Annotated in this window: 17 protein-coding genes and 1 pseudogene; 14 read left to right on the top strand and 4 right to left on the bottom strand. The window is 67.3% G+C overall.

The annotated features are described in order from the left end of the window. Position 1 precedes the first annotated feature (1 nt). From ftsW to lpxC, 8 genes and pseudogenes are all read left to right on the top strand, one after another. Complete coding sequence (gene ftsW / locus B9Y82_RS01495; RefSeq protein WP_100471289.1) at positions 2–1,339, top strand: putative lipid II flippase FtsW; 1,338 nt, start codon at positions 2–4, stop codon at positions 1,337–1,339. After that, positions 1,336–2,424: an undecaprenyldiphospho-muramoylpentapeptide beta-N-acetylglucosaminyltransferase gene (murG, locus tag B9Y82_RS01500; RefSeq protein ID WP_100471290.1), complete on the top strand. Its 1,089-nt coding sequence runs from the start codon at positions 1,336–1,338 to the stop codon at positions 2,422–2,424. Before ftsW ends, murG begins: the two co-directional genes overlap by 4 nt. Positions 2,425–2,464: 40 nt before the next feature. Continuing rightward, entirely contained in the window at positions 2,465–3,901 is a 1,437-nt protein-coding gene (murC, locus tag B9Y82_RS01505) for a UDP-N-acetylmuramate--L-alanine ligase (RefSeq protein ID WP_014035986.1), read from the top strand. Next, complete coding sequence (locus B9Y82_RS01510) at positions 3,898–4,860, top strand: D-alanine--D-alanine ligase (RefSeq protein WP_100471291.1); 963 nt, start codon at positions 3,898–3,900, stop codon at positions 4,858–4,860. Before murC ends, B9Y82_RS01510 begins: the two co-directional genes overlap by 4 nt. Continuing rightward, positions 4,857–5,534 (top strand): annotated as a pseudogene (locus tag B9Y82_RS01515) (cell division protein FtsQ/DivIB); the annotation flags it as partial. The gene B9Y82_RS01510 and the pseudogene B9Y82_RS01515, both read left to right, overlap by 4 nt. A gap of 68 nt (positions 5,535–5,602) precedes the next feature. Further along, positions 5,603–6,838, top strand: coding sequence for a cell division protein FtsA (gene ftsA, locus B9Y82_RS01520; RefSeq protein WP_005408083.1), 1,236 nt, complete (start codon positions 5,603–5,605; stop codon positions 6,836–6,838). A gap of 170 nt (positions 6,839–7,008) precedes the next feature. Next, positions 7,009–8,244 (top strand): cell division protein FtsZ, encoded by a 1,236-nt coding sequence (gene ftsZ / locus B9Y82_RS01525; protein ID WP_100471292.1) that lies wholly within the window; start codon positions 7,009–7,011, stop codon positions 8,242–8,244. Between the two features lie 204 nt (positions 8,245–8,448). Next, on the top strand, positions 8,449–9,360 hold the full coding sequence (gene lpxC, locus B9Y82_RS01530) for a UDP-3-O-acyl-N-acetylglucosamine deacetylase (protein ID WP_008267619.1): 912 nt from the start codon (positions 8,449–8,451) through the stop codon (positions 9,358–9,360). A 281-nt stretch (positions 9,361–9,641) separates the two neighbouring features. Here the strand turns inward: lpxC and B9Y82_RS01535 are convergent, their stop codons facing one another. After that, a complete protein-coding gene (locus B9Y82_RS01535; protein WP_014035989.1) occupies positions 9,642–10,091 on the bottom strand; it encodes a DUF721 domain-containing protein in 450 nt (149 codons plus the stop codon). Positions 10,092–10,103: 12 nt separating this feature from the next. On the opposite strand from B9Y82_RS01535, the gene B9Y82_RS01540 reads away from it, so the two are divergent. The 3 genes from B9Y82_RS01540 (at position 10,104) to B9Y82_RS01550 (ending at position 15,136) form a co-directional block, all read left to right on the top strand. Further along, on the top strand, positions 10,104–11,060 hold the full coding sequence (locus tag B9Y82_RS01540; RefSeq protein ID WP_100471293.1) for a M23 family metallopeptidase: 957 nt from the start codon (positions 10,104–10,106) through the stop codon (positions 11,058–11,060). Between the two features lie 287 nt (positions 11,061–11,347). Then, positions 11,348–14,080: a preprotein translocase subunit SecA gene (gene secA, locus B9Y82_RS01545; protein ID WP_100471294.1), complete on the top strand. Its 2,733-nt coding sequence runs from the start codon at positions 11,348–11,350 to the stop codon at positions 14,078–14,080. A gap of 102 nt (positions 14,081–14,182) precedes the next feature. Beyond that, the gene (locus B9Y82_RS01550) at positions 14,183–15,136 is read left to right on the top strand and encodes a Nudix family hydrolase (RefSeq protein ID WP_100471295.1); all 954 of its coding nucleotides are present in this window, start codon (positions 14,183–14,185) and stop codon (positions 15,134–15,136) included. Between the two features lie 105 nt (positions 15,137–15,241). Here the strand turns inward: B9Y82_RS01550 and B9Y82_RS01555 are convergent, their stop codons facing one another. Continuing rightward, a complete protein-coding gene (locus B9Y82_RS01555) occupies positions 15,242–15,826 on the bottom strand; it encodes a DUF4124 domain-containing protein (protein ID WP_100471296.1) in 585 nt (194 codons plus the stop codon). Positions 15,827–15,866: 40 nt separating this feature from the next. After that, complete coding sequence (metF, locus tag B9Y82_RS01560; RefSeq protein WP_100471297.1) at positions 15,867–16,694, bottom strand: methylenetetrahydrofolate reductase [NAD(P)H]; 828 nt, start codon at positions 16,692–16,694, stop codon at positions 15,867–15,869. 203 nt (positions 16,695–16,897) lie between these two features. On the opposite strand from metF, the gene B9Y82_RS01565 reads away from it, so the two are divergent. From B9Y82_RS01565 to B9Y82_RS01575, 3 genes are read left to right on the top strand one after another with little or no spacing between them, the layout of a single operon-like run. Continuing rightward, positions 16,898–17,824 carry an alpha/beta fold hydrolase gene (locus tag B9Y82_RS01565; protein WP_100471298.1) on the top strand — a complete coding sequence of 309 codons (927 nt, stop codon included), beginning with the start codon at positions 16,898–16,900 and terminating at the stop codon, positions 17,822–17,824. A gap of 26 nt (positions 17,825–17,850) precedes the next feature. Beyond that, positions 17,851–18,897 carry a sensor histidine kinase gene (locus tag B9Y82_RS01570; protein ID WP_100475152.1) on the top strand — a complete coding sequence of 349 codons (1,047 nt, stop codon included), beginning with the start codon at positions 17,851–17,853 and terminating at the stop codon, positions 18,895–18,897. After that, complete coding sequence (locus tag B9Y82_RS01575) at positions 18,894–19,625, top strand: LytR/AlgR family response regulator transcription factor (RefSeq protein ID WP_100471299.1); 732 nt, start codon at positions 18,894–18,896, stop codon at positions 19,623–19,625. Before B9Y82_RS01570 ends, B9Y82_RS01575 begins: the two co-directional genes overlap by 4 nt. A gap of 6 nt (positions 19,626–19,631) precedes the next feature. On the opposite strand, the gene B9Y82_RS01580 is transcribed toward B9Y82_RS01575, so the two are convergent. Continuing rightward, positions 19,632–21,149, bottom strand: a complete 1,518-nt coding sequence (locus tag B9Y82_RS01580; RefSeq protein ID WP_100471300.1) for an amidohydrolase family protein — start codon at positions 21,147–21,149, stop codon at positions 19,632–19,634. Between the last annotated feature and the right edge of the window lie 17 nt (positions 21,150–21,166).

The following is a 21,166-nucleotide window of genomic DNA, read 5'->3' on the forward strand; positions in this document are numbered from 1 at the left end:
GATGAACGACCTGTCCCGCCAGGCAACACGCCTTGAAGCCATCGAAGGCAGCTACGACAAGTGGCTGCTGGGCGCGATCATCGCGCTCACCGGTGTCGGCGTGGTGATGGTGGCGTCCAGCTCGATCGCACTGATGAGCAGCCCGTTCTACTACCTCAACCGCCACCTGATCTTCCTGGCGGTGGGCATCGTGCTGGCGGTCATTGCCGCCCGCACCGAGCTGAAGTCGATCGAGCAGTACAACCAGATGCTGCTGCTGGGCTGCTTCGTGCTGCTGCTGGCGGTGTTCGCGCCGGGCCTGGGCAGCACGGTCAACGGTGCGCGCCGCTGGATCAACCTGGGCATTTCCAAGTTCCAGACGGTCGAAGCGGTGAAGGTGCTCTACATCGTCTGGCTGTCCAGCTACCTGGTGCGCTTCCGCGACGAGGTCAACGCGACCTGGCCGGCGATGCTCAAGCCACTGGGCGTGGCCGGTGCGCTGGTGGTGCTGCTGCTGCTGCAGCCGGACTTCGGTTCGTCGACCCTGCTGCTGGCGATCACCGCCGGCATGCTGGTGCTGGGTGGGGTGAACATGCCACGCATGTCGATGCCGGTGATCATCGGCCTGGTCGGCATGAGCGCGCTGGCGATCATCGAGCCGTACCGCATGCGCCGCATCACCTCCTTCCTAGACCCGTGGGCCGACCAGCAGGGCGACGGCTACCAGCTGTCCAACGCGCTGATGGCGGTCGGCCGTGGTGAATGGACCGGCGTCGGCCTGGGCAACTCCGTGCAGAAGCTCTACTACCTGCCGGAAGCACATACCGACTTCATTTTCTCGGTCACTGCCGAGGAGTTCGGCTTCCTGGGTACCTGCGTGATCGTGGCGCTGTACGCGCTGCTGGTCGGCCGCACCTTCTGGCTGGGCATGCGCTGCGTGGAAATGAAGCGCCACTTCTCCGGCTACATCGCGTTCGGCATCGGCCTGTGGATCAGCATGCAGACCTTCGTCTCGATCGGCGTGAACCTGGGCATCCTGCCGACCAAGGGCCTGACCCTGCCGCTGATCTCGTCCGGCGGTTCGTCGGTGCTGATGACCTGCGTGGCGATGGGCCTGCTGCTGCGCGTGTCGTATGAACTCAAGCGTGCCGAGCGCCGCCAGGCCGTGCGCATCGGTGGCGCCGAAGACGCCGCTGCCGGGCCGATGGACGAGCCCGGCGCTGCGGTGGGCGCCGGCGTGCCGAAGAGTGCCGAGCCTGCCGCATCCGCATCCGCATCCGCATCCGCTGCAGCGAACGCCGCACGTGGCACCAGCCGCCTGCAGTCACGCATCGAACCGACCTTCGGGAGGCTGTCATGAGCGCAGCCACCCATAGCGAGCGGCCGGTGATGATCCTGGCCGGTGGCACCGGCGGCCATATCTTCCCCGGCCTGGCTGTGGCACGTGTGCTGCGCCAGCGCGGCGTGCCGGTGACCTGGATGGGCGCCGACGGCGCGATGGAAACCCGCCTGGTGCCGCAGCACGACATTGCCATCGATACGCTGGCCATCACCGGGCTGCGCGGCAAGGGCAAGCTGGCCCTGTTGGCCGCACCGTGGCGGCTGATGCGTGCGCTGCGGGCTGCGGGGATGATCATCCGCAAGCGCCAGCCGCGTGCGGTGGTCGCGTTTGGTGGCTTCGCCTCCGGCCCCGGTGGCATGGCCACGCGCCTGCATGGCCTGCCGCTGATCGTGCATGAGCAGAACCGTGCACCGGGCCTGACCAACCGTATCCTGTCGCGCTATGCGCGCCGCCTGCTGACCGGTTTCCCGGGCACCTTCGCCAAGCGCGAGGAGTTCGTCGGCAACCCGGTGCGTGCCGAGATCGCCGCCATCGCGCCGCCGGAACGCCGCTTCGCCGACCGTCACGGTCCGCTGCGCGTGCTGGTGGTGGGCGGCAGCCAGGGTGCACGTGCGCTCAACACCGGCGTGCCCCAGGCGATTGCCGCGCTGGGCACCGACGTGCCGGTGCAGGTGCGCCACCAGTGCGGCGAGAAAATGCATGCCGAAGCGGTCGAGGCTTACGCCAAGGCGGGTGTGCAGGCTGAAATCACGCCGTTCATCGCGGACATGGCCGAGGCCTTTGCCTGGGCCGACCTGGTCGTATGCCGCTCCGGCGCGTCCACGCTGGCCGAGCTGTGCGCGGCTGGTGTCGGCAGCGTGCTGGTGCCATTCCCCGCTGCCGTTGACGATCACCAGACCCGCAATGCGGAGTACCTGGTCGAGCGCGGCGCGGCGGTTTTGCTGAAGCAGGACGGAACGCTGGCCGACGGCATTGCCGCACTGCTGCGCGATCTGTCCGAAAATCCCGCCCGCCGCATGCAGATGGCGCAAGCCGCGCGTGCCCTGGCCAAGGTCGATGCCGCCGAGCGCATCGCCGATATCATTCTCGAGGAAGCTGTATGAAGAAGGCCTGCCACCGCGCCTGCCCTGCGCGAGGCCGCGCATGATCCGTCGCCTGCACGACACCAACGACCTGGTGCGCGCGTTCCCGCGCGTGCATTTCGTCGGCATCGGCGGCACCGGCATGAGCGGTATCGCCGAAGTGATGCTGACGCTGGGCTATGAAGTGTCCGGCTCGGACAACGCCGACAACGTGGCGACCCGCCGCCTGGCCAGCCTGGGTGCGCGCATCATGCGCGGCCACTCCGCGGCCAACGTGCTGGGCACCGACTGCGTGGTGGTCTCCAGTGCCATCCGCGAAGACAACCCGGAACTGATGGAAGCGCGCAGCCAGCGCATTCCGATCATGCCGCGCGCGGCGATGCTGGCCGAGCTGATGCGCTTCCGCCGTGGCATCGCGGTGGCCGGTACCCATGGCAAGACCACCACCACCAGCCTGACCGCTGCGGTGCTGAGCGAAGGTGGCCTGGACCCGACCTTCGTGATCGGTGGCCAGCTGCTGGCCGCCGGTGCCAACGCCAAGCTGGGCGGTGGGCAGTGGCTGGTGGCCGAGGCCGATGAAAGCGATGGCAGCTTCCTGCGCCTGAACCCGCTGATGTCGATCATCACGAACATTGATGCCGACCACCTGGAAAACTACGGCAACGACTTCGCCCGCGTGCAGGCGGCGTTCGCCGAGTTCCTGCAGCGCCTGCCGTTCTATGGCCTGGCGGTGCTGTGCATCGACGATCCGGAAGTGGCGGCACTGGCTGCCAAGACCCCGCGCCACGTGATGAGCTACGGCATGAGCCCGCAGGCCGACGTACGCGCCGAGAACGTGGTGCAGGAAGGTTCGCGCATGCGCTTCACCCTGCGCCTGCCGCAGGGCACCAGCCAGGAAGTGGTGCTGGCGCTGCCGGGCAAGCACAACGTACTCAATGCGCTGGCCGCCGCTGCGGTGGGCTGGCAGTTGGGCGTGGCACCGGATGCCATCGCACGCGCGCTGGAAGGGTTTGCCGGTGTCGGCCGTCGCTTCAACGATCTGGGCGAGGTGACCACCGCCAGCGGCGCCAAGGTCCGCATCATCGACGACTACGGGCATCACCCGAGTGAGCTGGAAGCGGTGTTCGCCGCCGCCCGTGGTGGCTGGGCCGACAAGCGCCTGGTGGTGGCCTTCCAGCCGCACCGCTACAGCCGTACCCGCGACCAGTTCGACAAGTTCGCCGCAGTGTTGTCCAGCGTCGATGCGCTGGTGCTGAGCGAGGTCTACCCGGCCGGCGAGGAACCGATTGCCGGTGCCGACTCGCATGCGCTGGCCCGTGCCATCCGCGCGCGCGGCCGCAGCGAGCCGGTGGTGGTGGGCAAGGCTGCCGAGCTGGCCAGCGTGCTGCCCGACGTGCTGCAGGACGGTGACCTGCTGTTGATGATGGGCGCCGGTGACATCGGTGCCGTGGCCACCCATATCGCGGTGGAAGGTTTCAAGGGGGAGGGCCAGGCGTGAGCACGCTGACCTTCCCGCCGCTGCGCGTGACCGATCCGGCCGGGTTCGGCCGCGTCGCCGTGCTGCTCGGCGGCAGTTCCAGCGAACGCGAGGTGTCGCTGGACTCGGGCCGCAACGTGCTCGAAGCCCTGCAGTCGCGTGGCGTCGATGCGTTCGCGGTGGACGGCATTCCGGCGCTGACAAAGGCGCTCGCCGCTGGTGGCATCGACCGCGTGTTCAACATCCTGCACGGCCACAACGGTGGCGGCGAGGACGGCATCGTGCAGGGCCTGATGGACGCCTTCGGCGTGCCGTATACCGGCTCCAACGTGCTGGGTTCGGCGCTGAGCATGGACAAGATCCGCACCAAGCAGGTGTGGCTGTCGCTGGGCCTGCCGACGCCGCAGTACCGCAAGGTCACTGCCGAAGACGTGCACGCCAATGCCGCCGAACTCGGCCTGCCGGTGGTGGTGAAGCCGGCCAACGAAGGCTCCAGCGTGGGCATCAGCCGGGTCACCGATGACGCCGGTCTGGACGAAGCGGTGGCCCTGGCCGCGCGCTACGACGGCCAGCTGCTGATGGAGCAGATGGTGGTCGGCGACGAACTGACCGTGGCCATCCTCGGCGACGTCGCATTGCCGTCGATCCGCATCGTGCCCAAGGGCCAGTGGTACGACTACAACGCCAAGTACATCGCCGAAGACACCCAGTACCTGTGCCCGGGCCTGGACGGTGACGACGAAGAAGAGATCCGCCGCATCGCGCTGGCCGCGTTCCGCGCCGCTGGCTGCCGCGGCTGGGGCCGCGTGGACGTGATGCGCGATCGTGCCAGCGGGCGTTTCTTCCTGCTGGAAGTGAACACCGCGCCGGGCATGACCAGCCATTCGCTGGTGCCCAAGGCGGCCCGCCAGGCCGGCATCGGTTTCGAGGAACTGGTGTGGCGCGTGCTGGAACAGACCCTGGAGGCCTCGCACGCATGAACGCGGTGCTGCGCATCTTCGTCTGGCTGTTGGCGCTGTCGGTGGTTGCACTGCCGGTGGTGGCCGTGGTCAATGGCTGGGTCGGCGCCGAGCGCTGGCCGCTGGCGAAGCTGCGCGTGCATGGTGAGTTCAAGCGGGTGCCGGCCGAACAGCTGCAGCAGGTGCTGCTGCCGTATGCGCGCGCTGGCTTCTTCGCGGTCAAGCTGCAGGACGCGCAGGACGCCCTGGAAAAGCTGCCGTGGGTGGAAAGCGCGCAGGTCCGCAAACAGTGGCCGGACGTGCTGGAAGTGACGCTGGTCGAGCACAAGCCGTTCGCGCGCTGGGGCACTGATCGCCTGGTCTCCGAGCAGGGCAAGCTGTTCCCCACGCCGAAGAAACTGTCCGACCTGGCATTGCCCGAACTGGATGGCCCGGACAGCCAGACCGCAGAAGTGATGAAGCTGTACAGCGACTCGCGTGCATTGTTCGCACCGGCCGGCGTCGATGTGCGCCGGGTGACGATGGACGCACGTGGCAGCTGGTCGCTCGTGCTGAGCAACGGCACCGAAGTGGTGGTCGGCCGCGACGACGCGCGCTCGCGCATGCAGCGCTTCGTCAAGGTGCTGCCGCAGCTCAACCGCCAGGACGCGCCGATCGAGCGCGCCGACCTCCGATACACCAATGGTTTCACGCTGAGCTGGGGTACCCCGGCCACGCCGGCGAAAACGCCGGCGACCCCGGCCAGAAGCACGCAGGAAAGGACATGAATCGCAAGGGTGACAAATCGCTGATCGTTGGCCTGGACATCGGCACCTCCAAGGTGGTGGCGCTGGTGGGCGAGTATTCGCCGGGCAACCCGATCGAAGTGATCGGCATCGGCTCGCACGAATCGCGCGGGCTGAAGCGTGGCGTGGTGGTGGACATCGAATCGACCGTGCAGTCGATCCAGCGCGCGGTGGAAGAAGCCGAGCTGATGGCCGGCTGCGAGATCCGCTCGGTGTACGCCTCGATCTCCGGCAACCACGTGCAGTGCAAGAACTCGCCGGGCATCGTGCCGATCCGCGACGGCGAAGTGACCTGGGGCGACCTGGATCGCGTGCTCGACGCGGCCAAGGCGGTGGCAATCCCGGCCGACCAGAAGATCCTGCACGCGATCCCGCGTGAGTATGTGCTGGACGATTCGCAGGAAGGCATCCGCAACCCGGTCGGCATGACCGGCGTGCGCCTGGAAGTGCATGCGCACCTGGTGGTGTGCGCGCAGTCGGCCGCGGCCAACATCAGCAAGTGCGTGCAGCGCTGCGGCCTGCAGGTGGACGATCTGGTGCTGTCCTCGCTGGCCTCCAGCGTGGCGGTGCTGACCGCCGACGAGCGCGAGCTGGGCGTGGTGCTGGTCGACATGGGCGCCGGAACCACCGACATCGCCGTGTTCGTGCAGGGTGCGATCTGCCACACCGCCTCGCTGCCGATCGCCGGCGACCACGTGACCAACGACATCGCGCACATGCTGCGTACCCCGACCCCGGAAGCCGAGCAGATCAAGGTGCGCTACGCCTGCGCCCTGGCCCAGCTGGCCACGGCCGAGGAGAGCATCCAGGTACCGTCGGTGGGCGATCGCCCGCCACGCCGCATGCCGCGCCATTCGCTGGCGCAGGCCGTGCAGGGCCGCTACGAGGAAATCTTCGAGATGGTGCAGGCCGAACTGCGCCGTTCCGGCTTCGAGGAACTGGTGCGCGCCGGCATGGTGCTGACCGGTGGTGCTTCGAAGATGGAAGGCGTGGTGGAACTGGCCGAGGAAATGCTGCAGATGCCGGTGCGCGTGGGCATCCCGCAGCACGTCACCGGCCTGGGCGAAGTGGTCGGCAACCCGGTGCACGCCACCGGCGTGGGCCTGCTGCTGATGGGCAGCCAGATCGAGCACCCGCGGCGGCCGTCGCTGCCGACCGGGCGTGCTGGAAGCATGTTCAAGAAACTCAAGACCTGGTTCCGCGGCGAGTTCTGACGCGGAGCCCGTAAACCCGGGCATCGCCCGGGCGTAACACCCGCAGTACCCGCATCACAACGCAACACCGGCAACACACAACCCACACAGCCGCGACGTCGGCATGCAGCAGGACGGCAGGACGCCCGAATGCCCATGCCAGCCAAAGCGGATACAACGAGGACACGGACATGGCGCATTTTGAACTGATCGAAAAGATGGCACCCAATGCGGTGATCAAGGTGGTTGGCGTGGGCGGCGGCGGCGGCAATGCCGTGGCGCACATGGTCAACTCGGCGGTGGATGGCGTGGAATTCATCACCGCCAACACCGATTCGCAGGCCATCAAGAATTGTGGTGCCAAGCTGCAGCTGCAGCTGGGTACCAACGTGACCAAGGGCCTGGGCGCAGGCGCGAACCCGGAAGTCGGCCGCCAGGCCGCGCTGGAAGACCGTGAGCGCATCATGGACGCGCTGCAGGGCGCGGACATGGTGTTCATCACTGCCGGCATGGGCGGTGGCACCGGCACCGGCGCTGCGCCGGTGGTGGCACAGCTGGCCAAGGAAATGGGCATCCTGACCGTGGCCGTGGTCACCAAGCCGTTCCCGTTCGAAGGCCGTCGCCGCATGCAGGTGGCGCTGAAGGGCATCGAGGAACTGAGCCAGCACTGCGACTCGCTGATCACCATCCCGAACGAGAAGCTGATCACCGTGCTGGGCCGCAACGCGACCATGATCCAGGCCTTCCGCGCTGCCAACGACGTGCTGCAGGGCGCCGTGCAGGGCATCGCCGACCTGATCGTGCGTCCGGGCCTGATCAACGTCGACTTCGCCGACGTGCGCACCGTCATGTCCGAAATGGGCCTGGCGATGATGGGTACCGGCACCGCCCGTGGCGATGACCGCGCCCAGGCCGCTGCCGAATCGGCGATCCAGAACCCGCTGCTGGACGACGTGAACCTGGCCGGCGCCAACGGCATCCTGGTCAACATCACCGCCGGTGCCGACTTCACCATGGCCGAGTTCGACGAGATCGGCCGCACCATCGATGGCTTCGCATCCGAAGACGCCACTGTGGTGGTCGGTACCGTGCTGGATCCGGACATGCAGGACGAAGTGCGCGTGACCGTGGTCGCCACCGGCCTGAACCGCGTGTCGGCCAGCAAGACCCAGCGTCCGGGCGAGCGCGCTCCGATCAAGCTGGTCCGCAACGCCACCACCGGGCAGCCGGAGTTCGGTGACTTCGACAACGGTGGCGACGCCGTGTCCAAGGCCGTGGGCGGCATGGGCCTGGGCCTGCGTCGTGCCAGCAGCGACACCGCGGCGGCGTCCGCTCCGTCGGCCCCGGCCGCTTCGGCCCCGGCGGCCGCGGAACTGCCGAACGACTACCTGGACATCCCGGCGTTCCTGCGCCGCCAGGCGGACTAAGCGGGGCGCCCGGGGTTGTCCTCCCCGGGTTGCGCCACCATGTCCTGAAAACGCGGGCGCCGGGCCAGGATGGGCCCGGCCGCCCTGCTTCACGCGCGTCCTGCCGATGCGCCGGTGTGTCCTGCCGGCGGCGTTACCTGGCGTTTCAGCCAGGGTAGGGGAGCGTGCGTGTTAATCTAATGTGTCACTTCCGGTCCATCCCCCATGATCCAGCAACGCACCCTCAAGAACACGATCCGCGCCACCGGCGTTGGCCTGCACAGTGGTGACAAGGTCTACATGACCCTGCGCCCGGCACCGGTCAACCATGGCATCGTGTTCCGCCGCGTGGACCTGGACCCGGTCGTGGAAGTGCCGGCCAAGGCCGAGCTGGTCACCGAAGTGACCCTGTGCACCGGCCTGACCTGCAACGACGCCAAGATCCAGACCGTCGAACACCTGATGTCGGCGCTGGCCGGCCTGGGTGTGGACAACATCATCGTTGAACTGTCCTCGGCCGAGCTGCCGATCATGGACGGTTCGGCCGGCCCGTTCGTGTTCCTGCTGCAGTCGGCGGGCATCGTGGAACAGGATGCGCCCAAGCGCTTCATCCGCGTGCTGAAGACCGTGGAAGTGACCGAGGGCGACAAGGTGGCCCGCTTCACCCCGTACGAGGGCTACAAGCTGGGCTTCACCATCCAGTTCGACCACCCGATGATTCCGGCCAAGCAGTCGCGCCAGGAAATCGAGTTCTCGACGCTGGCCTACACCAAGGAAATCTCCCGCGCGCGCACCTTCGGTTTCATGCGCGACCTGGAATACATGCGCGAACGCAACCTGGGCCTGGGCGGTTCGATGGACAACGCCATCGTGCTGGACGAGTTCCGCGTGCTGAACGAAGACGGCCTGCGCTACGCCGACGAATTCGTGCGCCACAAGATCCTTGACGCCATCGGCGACCTCTACCTGGCCGGTGGCCAGGTGCTGGGTGCCTACGAAGGCTTCAAATCCGGCCATGCACTCAACAACAAGCTGGTACGGGCCCTGATGGCCGACGCCAGCGCCTGGGAATGGGTCAGCTTCGACTCGCCGGCTACCCCGGATCCGGTGGAATATGCCACCCCGGCCTACGCCTGATCCTGTAGGTTGTTGAATTTCAAGAGTAAAACGCCGCCTCTCTGGGCGGCGTTGCTTTTTCCGGCGCCAGCGACGCCTTCAGCATGCTTGAAACGCGTCAAGGCCGGTTCAAGGTCACGGTTTTGTGAACCTGTTGGATCCGAAGCCTGAATTTAACGAAGTTTTAACTCGAATCTAACGACAGGCCCCCGGATGGCAGCTAGGATGCGACCCGGCCCCCGAAATGTTTCACGCCGTGGTGACACGCGCGACGGGGAGCGGAGCCGGATGCTCCGTTGCCATCAGGACCGTTTCTTCGGCTTCGAGGGAATGTCCTGCAGGCAAGCCAAGGCGTCGCGTAGCCCTTTGTGCGTGGCGGCTGAAACTGCGTGGGGGCCATTCCGGTTGTCGATCGCTGGGGAGCGTGAGGGAGTGGTGGACGCAGTCTTGATGGTCACCCTGGTGGCCTTCAGCCCGATGGAACGGGCCGCGTCGAGCAACTGGGCTTCGGCAAGCCGCAACTTGGCATGCCAGACCGGGGATTCGACGAGAAAAACGAGGTGTTCCCCGTCCACATTGGCCAGCCGGCAACGGCTGCGCAGAGGTGGCGGCAACTGGGGGCGCAACTGACGGTCCAGCGCGTCGAGCCACAAGGCACGCCGCAGCGGGTTCCCGCTTTTGTCCGCCATCACCGCATCCAGCGCCGGTTTCGGCACTGACGCGGGGCGAACGCTGGATTTCGGCTCAGACATGAAAACTCACTGATGGCATTCAAAAAGATCGTAATCAAAACGCGTGAAGGACAGGCCAAGGCGTCGCCTATCGCGCGTTTGCGGTTCTATTTCGAGGACCGCCCCCGCGCCCTGCTGGGCAGCGTGCTCGGGGTGGGCTGCATTATCGGCCTTGCCGGCGGCATTGGCGCCAGTGCGCTGAATGATTCGCGCCTGCAGGCCAAGGTCGAACGCCAGGACGCGGAGTTGGCCAAGGTCAAGCGCGATGCGCAGACCCAGGTCAACGCGCTGGCTGCCCGTCTCGGCGAACTGCAGGCCCAGGCTACCCGCCTCAACGCCCTCGGCGAACGGCTGACCCAGATGGGCAAGCTGGAAGACGGCGAGTTCGACTTCAACGAGACCCCCGGTCTCGGTGACGGCGACGCCGGCGGCCCGGCCAGCGACATTCCGGTCAAGGACGTCAACGCTGACTTACAGGTGCTGGAGCAGCGCTTCGCTGCTTCAGGCCGCCAGTTGTCGGTGATGGAATCGCTGATGTTCGACCACCAGCTGCAGCAGAACGCCGTGCCCTCGCGCATGCCGATCCGCAACAGCTACGTGACCTCCGGTTTCGGCACCCGTGCCGACCCGTTCGGCCGCGGTGCCGCCACCCACAAGGGCATGGACTTCCACGCCAGGGTCGGTGACCCGGTGATGGCCGTGGCCGAAGGCGTGGTCAGCTTCGCCGGTGTGAAGGGCGGCTACGGCAATGTCGTCGACGTCGACCACGGCAATGGCTATGTCACCCGCTACGCGCACAATTCGCGCCTGGTGGTGAAGGCCGGTGATCTTGTCCGTGCCGGCCAGGAAGTGGCCAAGGCTGGTTCCACCGGCCGCTCGACCGGTGCCCACGTGCACTTCGAGGTGTGGGAAAACGGCAACGTGGTCAACCCGCGCAAGTTCCTCGGCGACGGCGGCAACACGCCGGTCGGCCGGATCCGCCGCGGCTGATCCCCGGGTCGGATCCCTTCCGCGCCGCGGAAGGGCTCTGACCCGATGCGGTTGAGGGCTGGGGTCAGAGCCCTTTCGCCACGGCGAAAGGGATCCGGCCCCGCATCCGTGTTTCTTTGCCGAATCCGGGGCGATTGCGACCGGATTGGCGCTTGAAACCTCAGCCGGCCGTCCCAAGCTACAATGGGTGTTGCCATCGACAGGGCGCCAGGCGCCCTGTTTCGTTTGCGGCGGACGGATCCCAAGGGGGAGGCCGGGCGTCGTGTCCATCCAACCCGGTTCCTTCAATGATCAACAGCCTGCTTACCCGCGTATTTGGCAGTCGTAACGAACGACAGCTGCGCCAGCTCAACCGCATCGTCGCCAAGATCAATGCGCTGGAACCGGAGATCGAGAAGCTTTCCGACGAGCAGCTTCAGGCCAAGACGCCGGAGTTCAAGCAGCGCATCGCCGGCGGCGAAGCCCTGGACAAGGTGTTGCCGGAAGCGTTCGCGGTCTGCCGCGAAGCCGGTCGCCGCGTGCTGGGCATGCGCCACTACGACGTGCAGCTGATCGGCGGCATGGTGCTTCACCTGGGCAAGATCGCAGAAATGCGCACCGGTGAAGGCAAGACCCTGGTGGCGACCCTGCCGGTGTACCTCAACGCGCTGGAAGGCAAGGGCGTGCACGTGGTCACCGTGAACGACTACCTGGCCCGCCGCGATGCCGCGCAGATGGGCAAGCTGTACAACTGGCTGGGCCTGAGCGTGGGCGTGGTGTACCCGGGCATGCCGCACAGCGACAAGCGCGAAGCGTACGCGGCCGACATCACCTACGGCACCAACAACGAATTCGGCTTCGACTACCTGCGCGACAACATGGCGCTGTCCAAGGCCGACCGCTACCAGCGCGGCCTGCACTACGCCATCGTCGACGAGGTCGACTCCATCCTGATCGACGAAGCGCGTACCCCGCTGATCATCTCCGGCCCGGCCGATGATTCCCCGGAGCTGTACATCCGCGTCAACCGCGTCGTGCCGCACCTGGTCAAGCAGGAAGCGGAGGACGGCGAGGGTGACTTTTGGGTGGATGAGAAGGGCAAGCAGGTGCACCTGTCCGAAGCGGGCATGGAGCACGCCGAGCAGCTGCTGGTCGAGGCCGGCATCCTCGACGGCGAGACCGAAGGCCTGTACGCGGCGCAGAACCTGACCGTCGTGCACCACCTCAATGCCGCCCTGCGTGCGCACGCGATCTACCAGCGTGACGTGGACTACATCGTGCGCGACGGCGAAGTGGTCATCGTCGACGAATTCACCGGCCGTACCCTGGCCGGCCGCCGCTGGTCCGACGGCCTGCACCAGGCGGTGGAAGCGAAGGAAGGCGTGCCGGTCCAGCGCGAGAACCAGACGCTGGCGAGCATCACCTTCCAGAACCTGTTCCGCATGTACAAGAAGCTGTCCGGCATGACCGGTACGGCCGATACCGAAGCGTTCGAATTCCAGAGCATCTACGGCCTGGAAGTGGTGGTGATCCCGACCAACCGCCCGACCATCCGCAAGGACAGCCCGGACCAGGTGTTCCTCAACCGCAAGGGCAAGTTCAATGCGGTGCTGGCCGACATCGAAGAGTGCGCCAAGCGCGGCCAGCCGGTGCTGGTGGGTACCACCTCGATCGAAACCTCGGAAATGCTGTCCGAGCACCTGAGCAAGGCCGGCGTGAAGCACGAAGTGCTCAACGCCAAGCAGCATGACCGCGAAGCGACCATCGTCGCCAATGCCGGCCGTCCGGCCGCCGTGACCATCGCCACCAACATGGCCGGCCGTGGTACCGACATCGTGCTGGGTGGCTCGCTGGAAGCCGAGATCCACGCTTTGGGCGAGGACGCGACCGACGAGCAGAAGGCCGCAGTCAAGGCCGAATGGCAGAAGCGCCACGATGCAGTGAAGGCCGCGGGCGGCCTGCACATCGTCGGCACCGAGCGGCATGAATCGCGTCGTATCGACAACCAGCTGCGTGGCCGTTCGGGTCGCCAGGGTGACCCGGGTTCGTCCCGCTTCTACCTGTCGCTGGAAGACAACCTGATGCGCATCTTCGCCTCCGACTGGGTGCAGAAGGCCATGCGCATGATGGGCATGAAGGAAGACGACGTCATCGAGGACCGCTTGGTCAGCCGCCAGATCGAGAAGGCGCAGCGCAAGGTCGAGGCCCACAACTTCGACATCCGCAAGAACCTGCTGGACTTCGACGACGTCAACAACGACCAGCGCAAGGTGATCTACGCCCAGCGCGACGAGCTGCTGGATGCCGAGTCGGTGAAGGCAAATGTCGACGGCATCCGCGACGACGTGATCTTCGACATCGTTGCGCGCTTCGTGCCGCCGAACTCGATCGACGAGCAGTGGGACCTGCGCGGCCTGGAAGCGACCCTGGAGTCGGACTTCGGCCTGCAGATGTCGCTGACCGACTTGGTCAAGGAACACGAAGAGCTGGACGCCGAGGCCATTGCCACCAAGGTCCAGGAGCGGGTCAACCAGCATTTCGCCGAGAAGGAAGCTGGCCTGGGCGAAGAGACCATGCGTGCGCTGGAGAAGCACGTGATGCTGACCGTGCTGGACCAGAGCTGGAAGGAGCACCTGGCGCGCATGGATTACCTGCGCCAGGGCATCTACCTGCGTGGTTACGCGCAGAAGCAGCCGAAGCAGGAATACAAGAAGGAAGCCTTCGAACTGTTCTCGGACATGCTGGAGAACGTCAAGCGCGAAGTGGTGACCCTGCTGGCCCGCGTGCGCATCCGCAGCGACGAGGAAGTGCAGGCCCTGGAAGCGGCCGAGCGCCAGCAGGCGCAGGCGCGCCTGAGCCAGTCGCAGTTCCAGCACCAGGATGCGGGTGGTTACAGCGCCGACGAGGAAGCCGCGCAGGTCCAAGCCGCGCAGCAGGGTGTGGCCACGCTGCAGCGCGACGAGCCGAAGATCGGCCGCAATGATCCATGCCCGTGCGGCAGTGGCAAGAAGTACAAGCACTGCCACGGCCAGCTGAGCTGATCCCGAAAGGCCCCGCGCAAGCGGGGCCTTTTGTTTTGCAGCGGCGGATCCGGCCCGGATTCGTGATTGCGCTGGCCGCCCTGTTCTGGGCATGCTGGCCCCATGGTTTCCCCCTCCCGATCGATCCATGTCGTGGCCGCCGTCATCACCGACGCCCGTGGCCGCGTGCTGCTCAACCGCCGTACCGAGAACCGCGACATGGCCGGCCTGTGGGAGTTCCCTGGCGGCAAGCGCGAATCCGGCGAGACCTCCGAGCAGGCGCTGGTGCGTGAACTGCGCGAAGAGCTGGGCATCGAGGCTGATGTCGGGCCCTGGCTGATGGACGTGCCGCAGCGCTATCCGGACAAGCACCTGACCCTGGAGGTGCGTCACGTGCGCAGCTGGAAGGGCACCCCGCGCGGGCGCGAAGGCCAGGCGATCACCTGGGTGGCGCAGGACAAGCTGGCCCGCTATTCGATGCCACCGGCCGACCTGCCGGTGGTGGCCGCATTGCGCCAACCGGACTGTTACCTGATCACGCCGGCACCGGCTGACGACACCGCAGGCGTGCAGCAGTGGCACGAGCAGCTGCACCGGGCGGTGGCGGCCGGGCAGAAGCGCATCCAGCTACGCCTGCCGCCGGAACATCCGCAGCGGCAGTCCATGATCGAACAGGCCGTGCGCGCGCATCGCCGCGGCGTGCAATGGCTGCTCAACCGAGACATCACCTTGGCGCGCACACTGGGCGTGGGCGTGCACCTGGGCAGCGAACAAGTGCTGGCCCTGCAGGAACGGCCCTTGCCGGAAGGGCAGCTGGTCGCCGCGTCCTGCCACGACCTGGAGCAGCTGCAGGCAGCGCAGCGGCTGGGCTGCGACTTCGCGGTGCTCGGCCCGGTGCAGGCCACGGCCAGCCATCCCGAGGCGACGCCGCTGGGCTGGGAGGCCTTCGCCGAACTGCGTGCGCAGGTGTCACTGCCGATCTACGCATTGGGCGGGATGGCCGCCGGCCATATCGCCGAAGCGCGTCGCCATGGAGGGCAGGGCATCGCTGCCATCCGTGGGTTGTGGCCGGCGTGATGCCGCGCACGCGGGGTCAGATCCCTGCGCAGCAGGGCTCTGACCCCATGGCCGAGATCCGGGGTCAGCGCCCTTTCCGCTGGAAAGGGATCCGACCCCTCCCGATCACAGGGTGATCCAGAAGCACCCGTATTGCCGCCGCAACCCCAGCACGGTCGACGCGCGCGACACGCTGCCGGGCAAGGTCTGCTCCAGGCGCAGGCCGACCGGATGCCGTGCCGCTGGCGGCTCAGGGTCGGATCCCTGCGCCGCAGGGCTCTGACCCTCGTCCTGCGATTGCGGCAGCGCCTGCGAGGGATACACCGGCACCACGTCCACCAGCGGCCGCCGCGCCAGCGATTCCAACTGGCCGAGGATGCGCTGCGCACCGGCATCGGAGACCACACCCCATAGGTACAGCGAGGACAGCCGGTTCACATCGTTGCTGACGATGCCGGCGCGCAGTGCCTCCACCAGCTCGCTCAGGCGCCGTGGGCAGCGCGCACCCAGGGTGTCGCGCGGCAGGGTGCTGCCGGTGGGCATGGGCGGAGGCAATCGCGACCGGGCGCCGACGCTGTCGCAGGGGCGGTCGGTATACACGCTCTGCCCCTGCGCGTCGGTGCAGCGGTTCAAGCGTGGGGACTGCGCATGGACAACGCCCGAGGCCGAACACAACGCCAGCAGCAACAGCAGGAAGGGAAGCCGGTTCATCGACGCAGGGTAGCGCCGATCGCCGTGGCATGGCGTACTTTCAGCCGTGCAGCAGCTTCAGTACCGAGGTGGTCGGCCTGGCCAGGTTCAAGGTGTAGAAGTGCAGCCCCGGTGCGCCGCCCTCGACCAGGCGCTGGCACAGTTTGGCCACCACTTCGGTACCGAACGCCCGCACCGATTCGGCGTCATCGCCATAGGCCTGCATCCTGCGGCTGATCCAGCGCGGGATTTCCGCACCGCACTGCTCGGAAAAGCGGCGCAGCTGGCTGAAGTTGGCGATCGGCATGATGCCGGGCGTGATCGGTACCTGTACACCGAGCCGGCGCACTGCATCGACGAAGTGGAAGTACGCATCCGGGTTGTAGAAATACTGGGTGATCGCCGCGTCGGCGCCGGCATCGATCTTGGCCTTGAAGTGTTTCAGGTCGGCCAGTGCATCGGAGGCCTGTGGATGGGTCTCCGGGTAGGCCCCCACCTCGATGCGGAAGGCGTCGCCATGTTCGGCGCGGATGAAGTCGATCAGTTCGGCGGCATAGCGCATGTCGCCGGGGAAACCCATGCCCGACGGCAGGTCGCCACGCAGGGCCACCAGGCGGCGGCAGCCGATGGCGCGGTACAGCTTGAGCAGCTCGCGGATTTCCTGGCGGGTGCCGCCGACACAGGACAGATGGGGCGCGGCATCGAAGCCGTGGTGCTGGTTGAGGTGGCGCACGGTCTCGGAGGTATAGCTCAGGGTCGAGCCACCGGCACCGAAGGTGCACGACACGTACTCGGGGACATAGTCCTTCAGCTTGGCTGCGGCGCGGTCCAGCTGGCCGCGCTGTTCGTCGGTCTTGGGCGGATAGAACTCGAAGCTGATGGCGGTCATGGCACGGGCGGCAGCGGCGGGTGCGGATCAGTATATCGCTTCATCAAGATGGATGTGCGATTGGGGCGTGAGGACAGGCCATCCGTGGCACGCGACCGTTCGCCCCGGTGCCCGGCCGTTGCTCCGAAATCGCAACCGGGCGCATTGGACCGGCAGCACGCTGTTCCCATCCCGGCACCACCCACCCGATGAAGGAGCAGACAATGAAGATCTTCCTGGCACTGTGGTACGCGATGAAGGCCCTGGCCCGGCTGGCGATGATCGGCATGGCGATGGCCGTGCTCGGCTCCGGTTCCGCGCACGCCGCCACCGGCACGACCGCTGGCAAGGTGCAGGTCGAGGTGGTCGGCAAGGGTCGCCCGCTGCTGATGATCCCCGGCCTCAACAGCAGCGCCGAGGTCTGGCGCGAGACCTGCCTGGCCCTGAAGGCCGTGCAGTGCCACCTGGTGCAGTTGCCGGGCTTTGCGGGCGCCGGTGCCGCCGAGCCGCGCCCGGCGGATTTCCTTTCGGCCATGCGCGACCGCCTGCTGGCCTATGTGCATGACCAGAAGCTGGACCATCCGGCGGTGATCGGCCACAGCCTGGGCGGCGTGCTGACGCTGCAGATGGCGGTGAGGGAACCGGACGCGCTGGGGCCGCTGGTCATCGTCGATTCGCTGCCGTTCTATGCGGGCATGCAGAACCCGCAGGCGACCGCACAGAGCGTGCAGCCGATGGCCGAACAGATGCGCGCTGCGATGCTGGCTGCAGACCCGGCCAGTTACCAGGCGCAGGCCGAAGCGGCGCTGGCCCCGCTGACCAACAGCACTGCGCGCCTGCCCGACCTGAAGCGCTGGGGCCATGACAGCGATCGCGCCACCACCGCCGATGCGATGTACTCGCTGCTGGTGACCGACCTGCGCAGCGAGGTGGCCGGCATCCGCTCACCCACGCTGGTCCTGGGCGCCTGGGCGTCCTACCAGGCACTCGGTTCGACCGAATCATCGGCGCGTGCAATCTTCCAGTCGCAGTACGCCGCGCTGCCCGGCGTGCGCATCGAACTGAGCGCGACCGGCCACCACTTCCTGATGTGGGATGATCCGCAGTGGCTGCGTGGGCAGGTGCAGGCATTCCTGGACAGCCACCGCTGATCCTTCCGACCGCTCCGGCCATGGCCATGCCCGATTCGACTTCCTCACTGCGCTTCTGGTTGATCAACACCCTCGGTTGGGCGCTGTTCTGCGCGCTCAGCCTGGCGATGAGCCGCACCTTCGGCGGTGGCGCCAGCAGTGGTGGCACGCTCATCAGTGTTGGCCTGGGCGTGCTGCTGTGGGGCATCAGTGCGGGCGTGCGTGCGCTGGCCCTGCGGCGCCGCTGGTGGCAGCGGGAGTTTGGCGCGCTGGTGCTGCGGCTCGCGCTGGCAGTGCTGCTGGGCGCGCTGCTGGCGCAGCTGCTGCTGACGGCCGTGCTGCAGCCGGCGCTGGCACTGGGCTGGGTGGATTTCGGTGGACGGCCGGGTGACTTCCGCCCGATGGCACGGCTGGCCTATCTGCTCAACACCATGCTGCTGCTGGGCCTGTGGACCGCGCTGTGGGCCGGGGTGCACAGCCTGCGCCAGGCGCGCCGCGCGGAACTCGAACGCCTGCGCGCGGAGGCCGAACGCAGCGCCCTGGAGCGCGATGCGCTGCGTGCGCGGCTCAACCCGCACTTCATGTTCAATGCGCTGAACAATCTGCGCGCGCTGATCCTGGAAGATCCCGAGCGTGCGCGCGACATGGTCACCCGCCTGTCGCGCACGCTGCGCCAGGCGCTGGCGCACAACCGCAGCGAGCAGGTCACGCTGGCCGAGGAACTGGCGGTAGTGGACGACTATCTGGCCATCGAGGCCATCCACTTCGAGCAGCGCCTGCAGGTAAGCCAGCACATCGATGCCGGTGCCATGCAGGCGCGGTTGCCGGCGATGGCACTGCAGCTGCTGGTGGAAAACGCGATCAAGCACGGCATCGCCAGCCGCCCGGGCGGCGGTGACGTGCAGATCCAAGCCACGCTGGACAATGATGTGCTGCGTCTGCAGGTGGACAACCCGCTGGGCGGCGCCAGCGAGCCCACCCACGGGCATGGCGTCGGCCTGGCCTACCTGCGTGCGCAGCTCGCTACGCACGGGCGTTTCACTCTGCATCAGGCCGGCGACCGCATGCAGGCCCTGCTGGAGATTCCGCAATGAGTGGCATGCTGCGCGTGTTGATCGTCGATGACGCACGGCTGGCGCGCCAGGAGCTGCGCACGCTGTTGTCGGCGCTGCCCTGGGTGCAGTGCGTGGGCGAGGCCGACGATGTGCCCGCTGCACGCGAGGCGATCGCCATGCTGGCGCCGGACCTGGTGCTGCTGGATGTGCAGATGCCCTCCGGCAGTGGCTTCGATGTGCTGGATGGGCTGGAGACGGTGCCGGCGGTGATCTTCGTTACTGCCTACGACACCTACGCGGTACGCGCGTTCCAGGCCAACGCGCTGGACTACCTGGTGAAGCCGGTCGAAGCACCGCGCTTGCTGGAAGCGTTGCAGCGGGCGCGCCAGCGCGAGGTGGTGGCGGGTGGAATGCCGGAGCCGCGCAGCACGCTCGGTCCGCAGGACCAGGTGTTCGTGCGCGAGGGCGAACGCTGCTGGTTCGTGGCGGTCTCGGAGATCCGTCGGCTGGTGGTGGATGGCAACTACACACGGCTGTGGTTCCGCGACCAGAACGCGTTGCTGGCCCGCAGCCTGAGCGCGCTGGAGGCGCGCCTGCCCCCGGAGCTGTTCTTCCGTGCCAACCGCAACACGCTGGTCAACCTGCGCCGCATCCGAGGCGTGGTGCCCAGCATCGCTGATGGCTACGACCTGGCACTGGATGACGGCAGCGAGGTGGAGGTGTCGCGGCGGCAGGCGCGGGAGCTGCGCGAGCGGATGGCGTTGTAGCTGCCGCTACAGCTCGGCACTGACCGGGCTGGTAAGGAAGCCCCACAGCAGGCGCGCCATCACTGCCGGTGAGCGTGCCTGTGCGCGGGCGTAGGCGAGCAGTGCATCCAGCCGCGGGCGGTCGTAGAGATGGCCGGCCAGCAGCACCGCATGCACGCGGCGGGTATTGGCGGTGTCGTGCAGCGGGTTGCCATCCAGCAACACGAGGTCTGCGGCTTTGCCGACTTCGACGCTGCCATGTGATGCCTGCAGCTGCAGATGGCGCGCAGCCTGCAGCGTGGCAGCACGCAATACGTCGGCCTGGCTCAGGCCGGCTTGCCGCAGCCACTGCAGTTCATCATGGTAGCGGAAGCCGCCCAGCCCGGTATCGGTGCCGACCAGCACGGTGACGCCGGCGCGATGCGCGGCACCGGTCAGCGCCAGCCCGTGCTCGAAGTAGGCTTTCAATGCGTCTTCGCCGCGCAGGCCGGGGTAGCGCGTCACGGTGGCCTGCAGGTCATCACGCCACGCCCAGCGTGAAAGCGGATCGAGATAGGCCAGGCGTGGATCGTCGATGAAGGCAGGGTCGCGTGCACGTGCATCTTCTTCGCGGGTGACATGGGTGGGTACGAACGCGGCACCGCTGGCCTGCATCCCGCCGAACGCCTCGTTGCAGAGCGCGGGCTGGTAGCCGCCGACCATGCGTTCGGCCAGCGCGGTTGGATCCTCGCTGTCGAGCGTGCCACCGCGCCACGCCGCCGCGTTGTCGAAGCAGTGGCGCACAAACAGATGGGCATGCTCGAAGCTGCGTTGGCCTGCCTGCACGGCGTCTTCCAGAGGCACGACCCTGGGCAGGTGGCCGACCAACGGACGGCGCAGCTGCTGCGCCTCGGTGGCCAGCCGCTGGTAGGTGTCCGCACGCAGCCGGTTGTAGACCTTCAACGCATCAACACCGCGCGCGCTGTACATGCGTGCACGCGCAGCGGCGGCCCCCGGCGCGAGTGACGGATCTTCGAAGTAGAAACTGGCGATCTGCACGAAGCGCGGTGCAACCTGCTGCCCGGCAATGGCCTGTGCGGTCCAGCGGCGCTTGTCGGCCACGCAGGCGATCAGCGGGTCGGTGGCATTCGGGCAGTCCATCATGTCGCGGGTGCCGGTGATGCCGTTGGCCAGCATCAGCGGGAACTGCAGTTGCGGCGACACCTGCAGTGCATGGGTGTGCATGTCCCAGAAACCGGGCAGCAGCCAGCGGCCACCGGCATCAAGAACGGGCATTGTGGTGTCCCGTGGCACATCGCCAATGGCGGTGATCGTGCCATTGCGCACTGTCACCGTGGTCGGTTCACTGACTTGGCCGCGCACGACATCCACCACGCGGGCATTGACGATCACGCGGCCGTTGCCCGGCTCGGGCAACGGCGGTGCCGACAGCGGCCAGAGCAGAGCGGCGGCGAACAGCAATGGCGGCGCCAGCAGGAGGATGGCCAGGGCGATCGGCCATCGCCGACGGTGGGCGGAACGGGGCAACGCGCGTGCTGCATCCATGAGCCGGCGATCCTTGC

The sequence above is a fragment of the Stenotrophomonas maltophilia genome (assembly GCF_002799155.1).
GTDB lineage: Bacteria > Pseudomonadota > Gammaproteobacteria > Xanthomonadales > Xanthomonadaceae > Stenotrophomonas > Stenotrophomonas maltophilia_R.

What these genes read in the sequence shown, in the direction of transcription:
- B9Y82_RS01565 (WP_100471298.1), top strand. Translation starts at nt 16,898, where the DNA reads ATGAAGATCTTCCTGGCACTGTGGTACGCGATGAAGGCCCTGGCCCGG.
- B9Y82_RS01575 (WP_100471299.1), top strand. Translation starts at nt 18,894, where the DNA reads ATGAGTGGCATGCTGCGCGTGTTGATCGTCGATGACGCACGGCTGGCG.
- ftsZ (WP_100471292.1), top strand. Translation starts at nt 7,009, where the DNA reads ATGGCGCATTTTGAACTGATCGAAAAGATGGCACCCAATGCGGTGATC.
- B9Y82_RS01540 (WP_100471293.1), top strand. Translation starts at nt 10,104, where the DNA reads ATGGCATTCAAAAAGATCGTAATCAAAACGCGTGAAGGACAGGCCAAG.
- lpxC (WP_008267619.1), top strand. Translation starts at nt 8,449, where the DNA reads ATGATCCAGCAACGCACCCTCAAGAACACGATCCGCGCCACCGGCGTT.
- B9Y82_RS01550 (WP_100471295.1), top strand. Translation starts at nt 14,183, where the DNA reads ATGGTTTCCCCCTCCCGATCGATCCATGTCGTGGCCGCCGTCATCACC.
- murG (WP_100471290.1), top strand. Translation starts at nt 1,336, where the DNA reads ATGAGCGCAGCCACCCATAGCGAGCGGCCGGTGATGATCCTGGCCGGT.
- B9Y82_RS01535 (WP_014035989.1), bottom strand. Translation starts at nt 10,091, where the DNA reads ATGTCTGAGCCGAAATCCAGCGTTCGCCCCGCGTCAGTGCCGAAACCG.
- B9Y82_RS01570 (WP_100475152.1), top strand. Translation starts at nt 17,851, where the DNA reads ATGCCCGATTCGACTTCCTCACTGCGCTTCTGGTTGATCAACACCCTC.
- metF (WP_100471297.1), bottom strand. Translation starts at nt 16,694, where the DNA reads ATGACCGCCATCAGCTTCGAGTTCTATCCGCCCAAGACCGACGAACAG.
- secA (WP_100471294.1), top strand. Translation starts at nt 11,348, where the DNA reads ATGATCAACAGCCTGCTTACCCGCGTATTTGGCAGTCGTAACGAACGA.
- murC (WP_014035986.1), top strand. Translation starts at nt 2,465, where the DNA reads ATGATCCGTCGCCTGCACGACACCAACGACCTGGTGCGCGCGTTCCCG.
- B9Y82_RS01580 (WP_100471300.1), bottom strand. Translation starts at nt 21,149, where the DNA reads ATGGATGCAGCACGCGCGTTGCCCCGTTCCGCCCACCGTCGGCGATGG.
- ftsA (WP_005408083.1), top strand. Translation starts at nt 5,603, where the DNA reads ATGAATCGCAAGGGTGACAAATCGCTGATCGTTGGCCTGGACATCGGC.
- ftsW (WP_100471289.1), top strand. Translation starts at nt 2, where the DNA reads ATGAACGACCTGTCCCGCCAGGCAACACGCCTTGAAGCCATCGAAGGC.
- B9Y82_RS01555 (WP_100471296.1), bottom strand. Translation starts at nt 15,826, where the DNA reads ATGAACCGGCTTCCCTTCCTGCTGTTGCTGCTGGCGTTGTGTTCGGCC.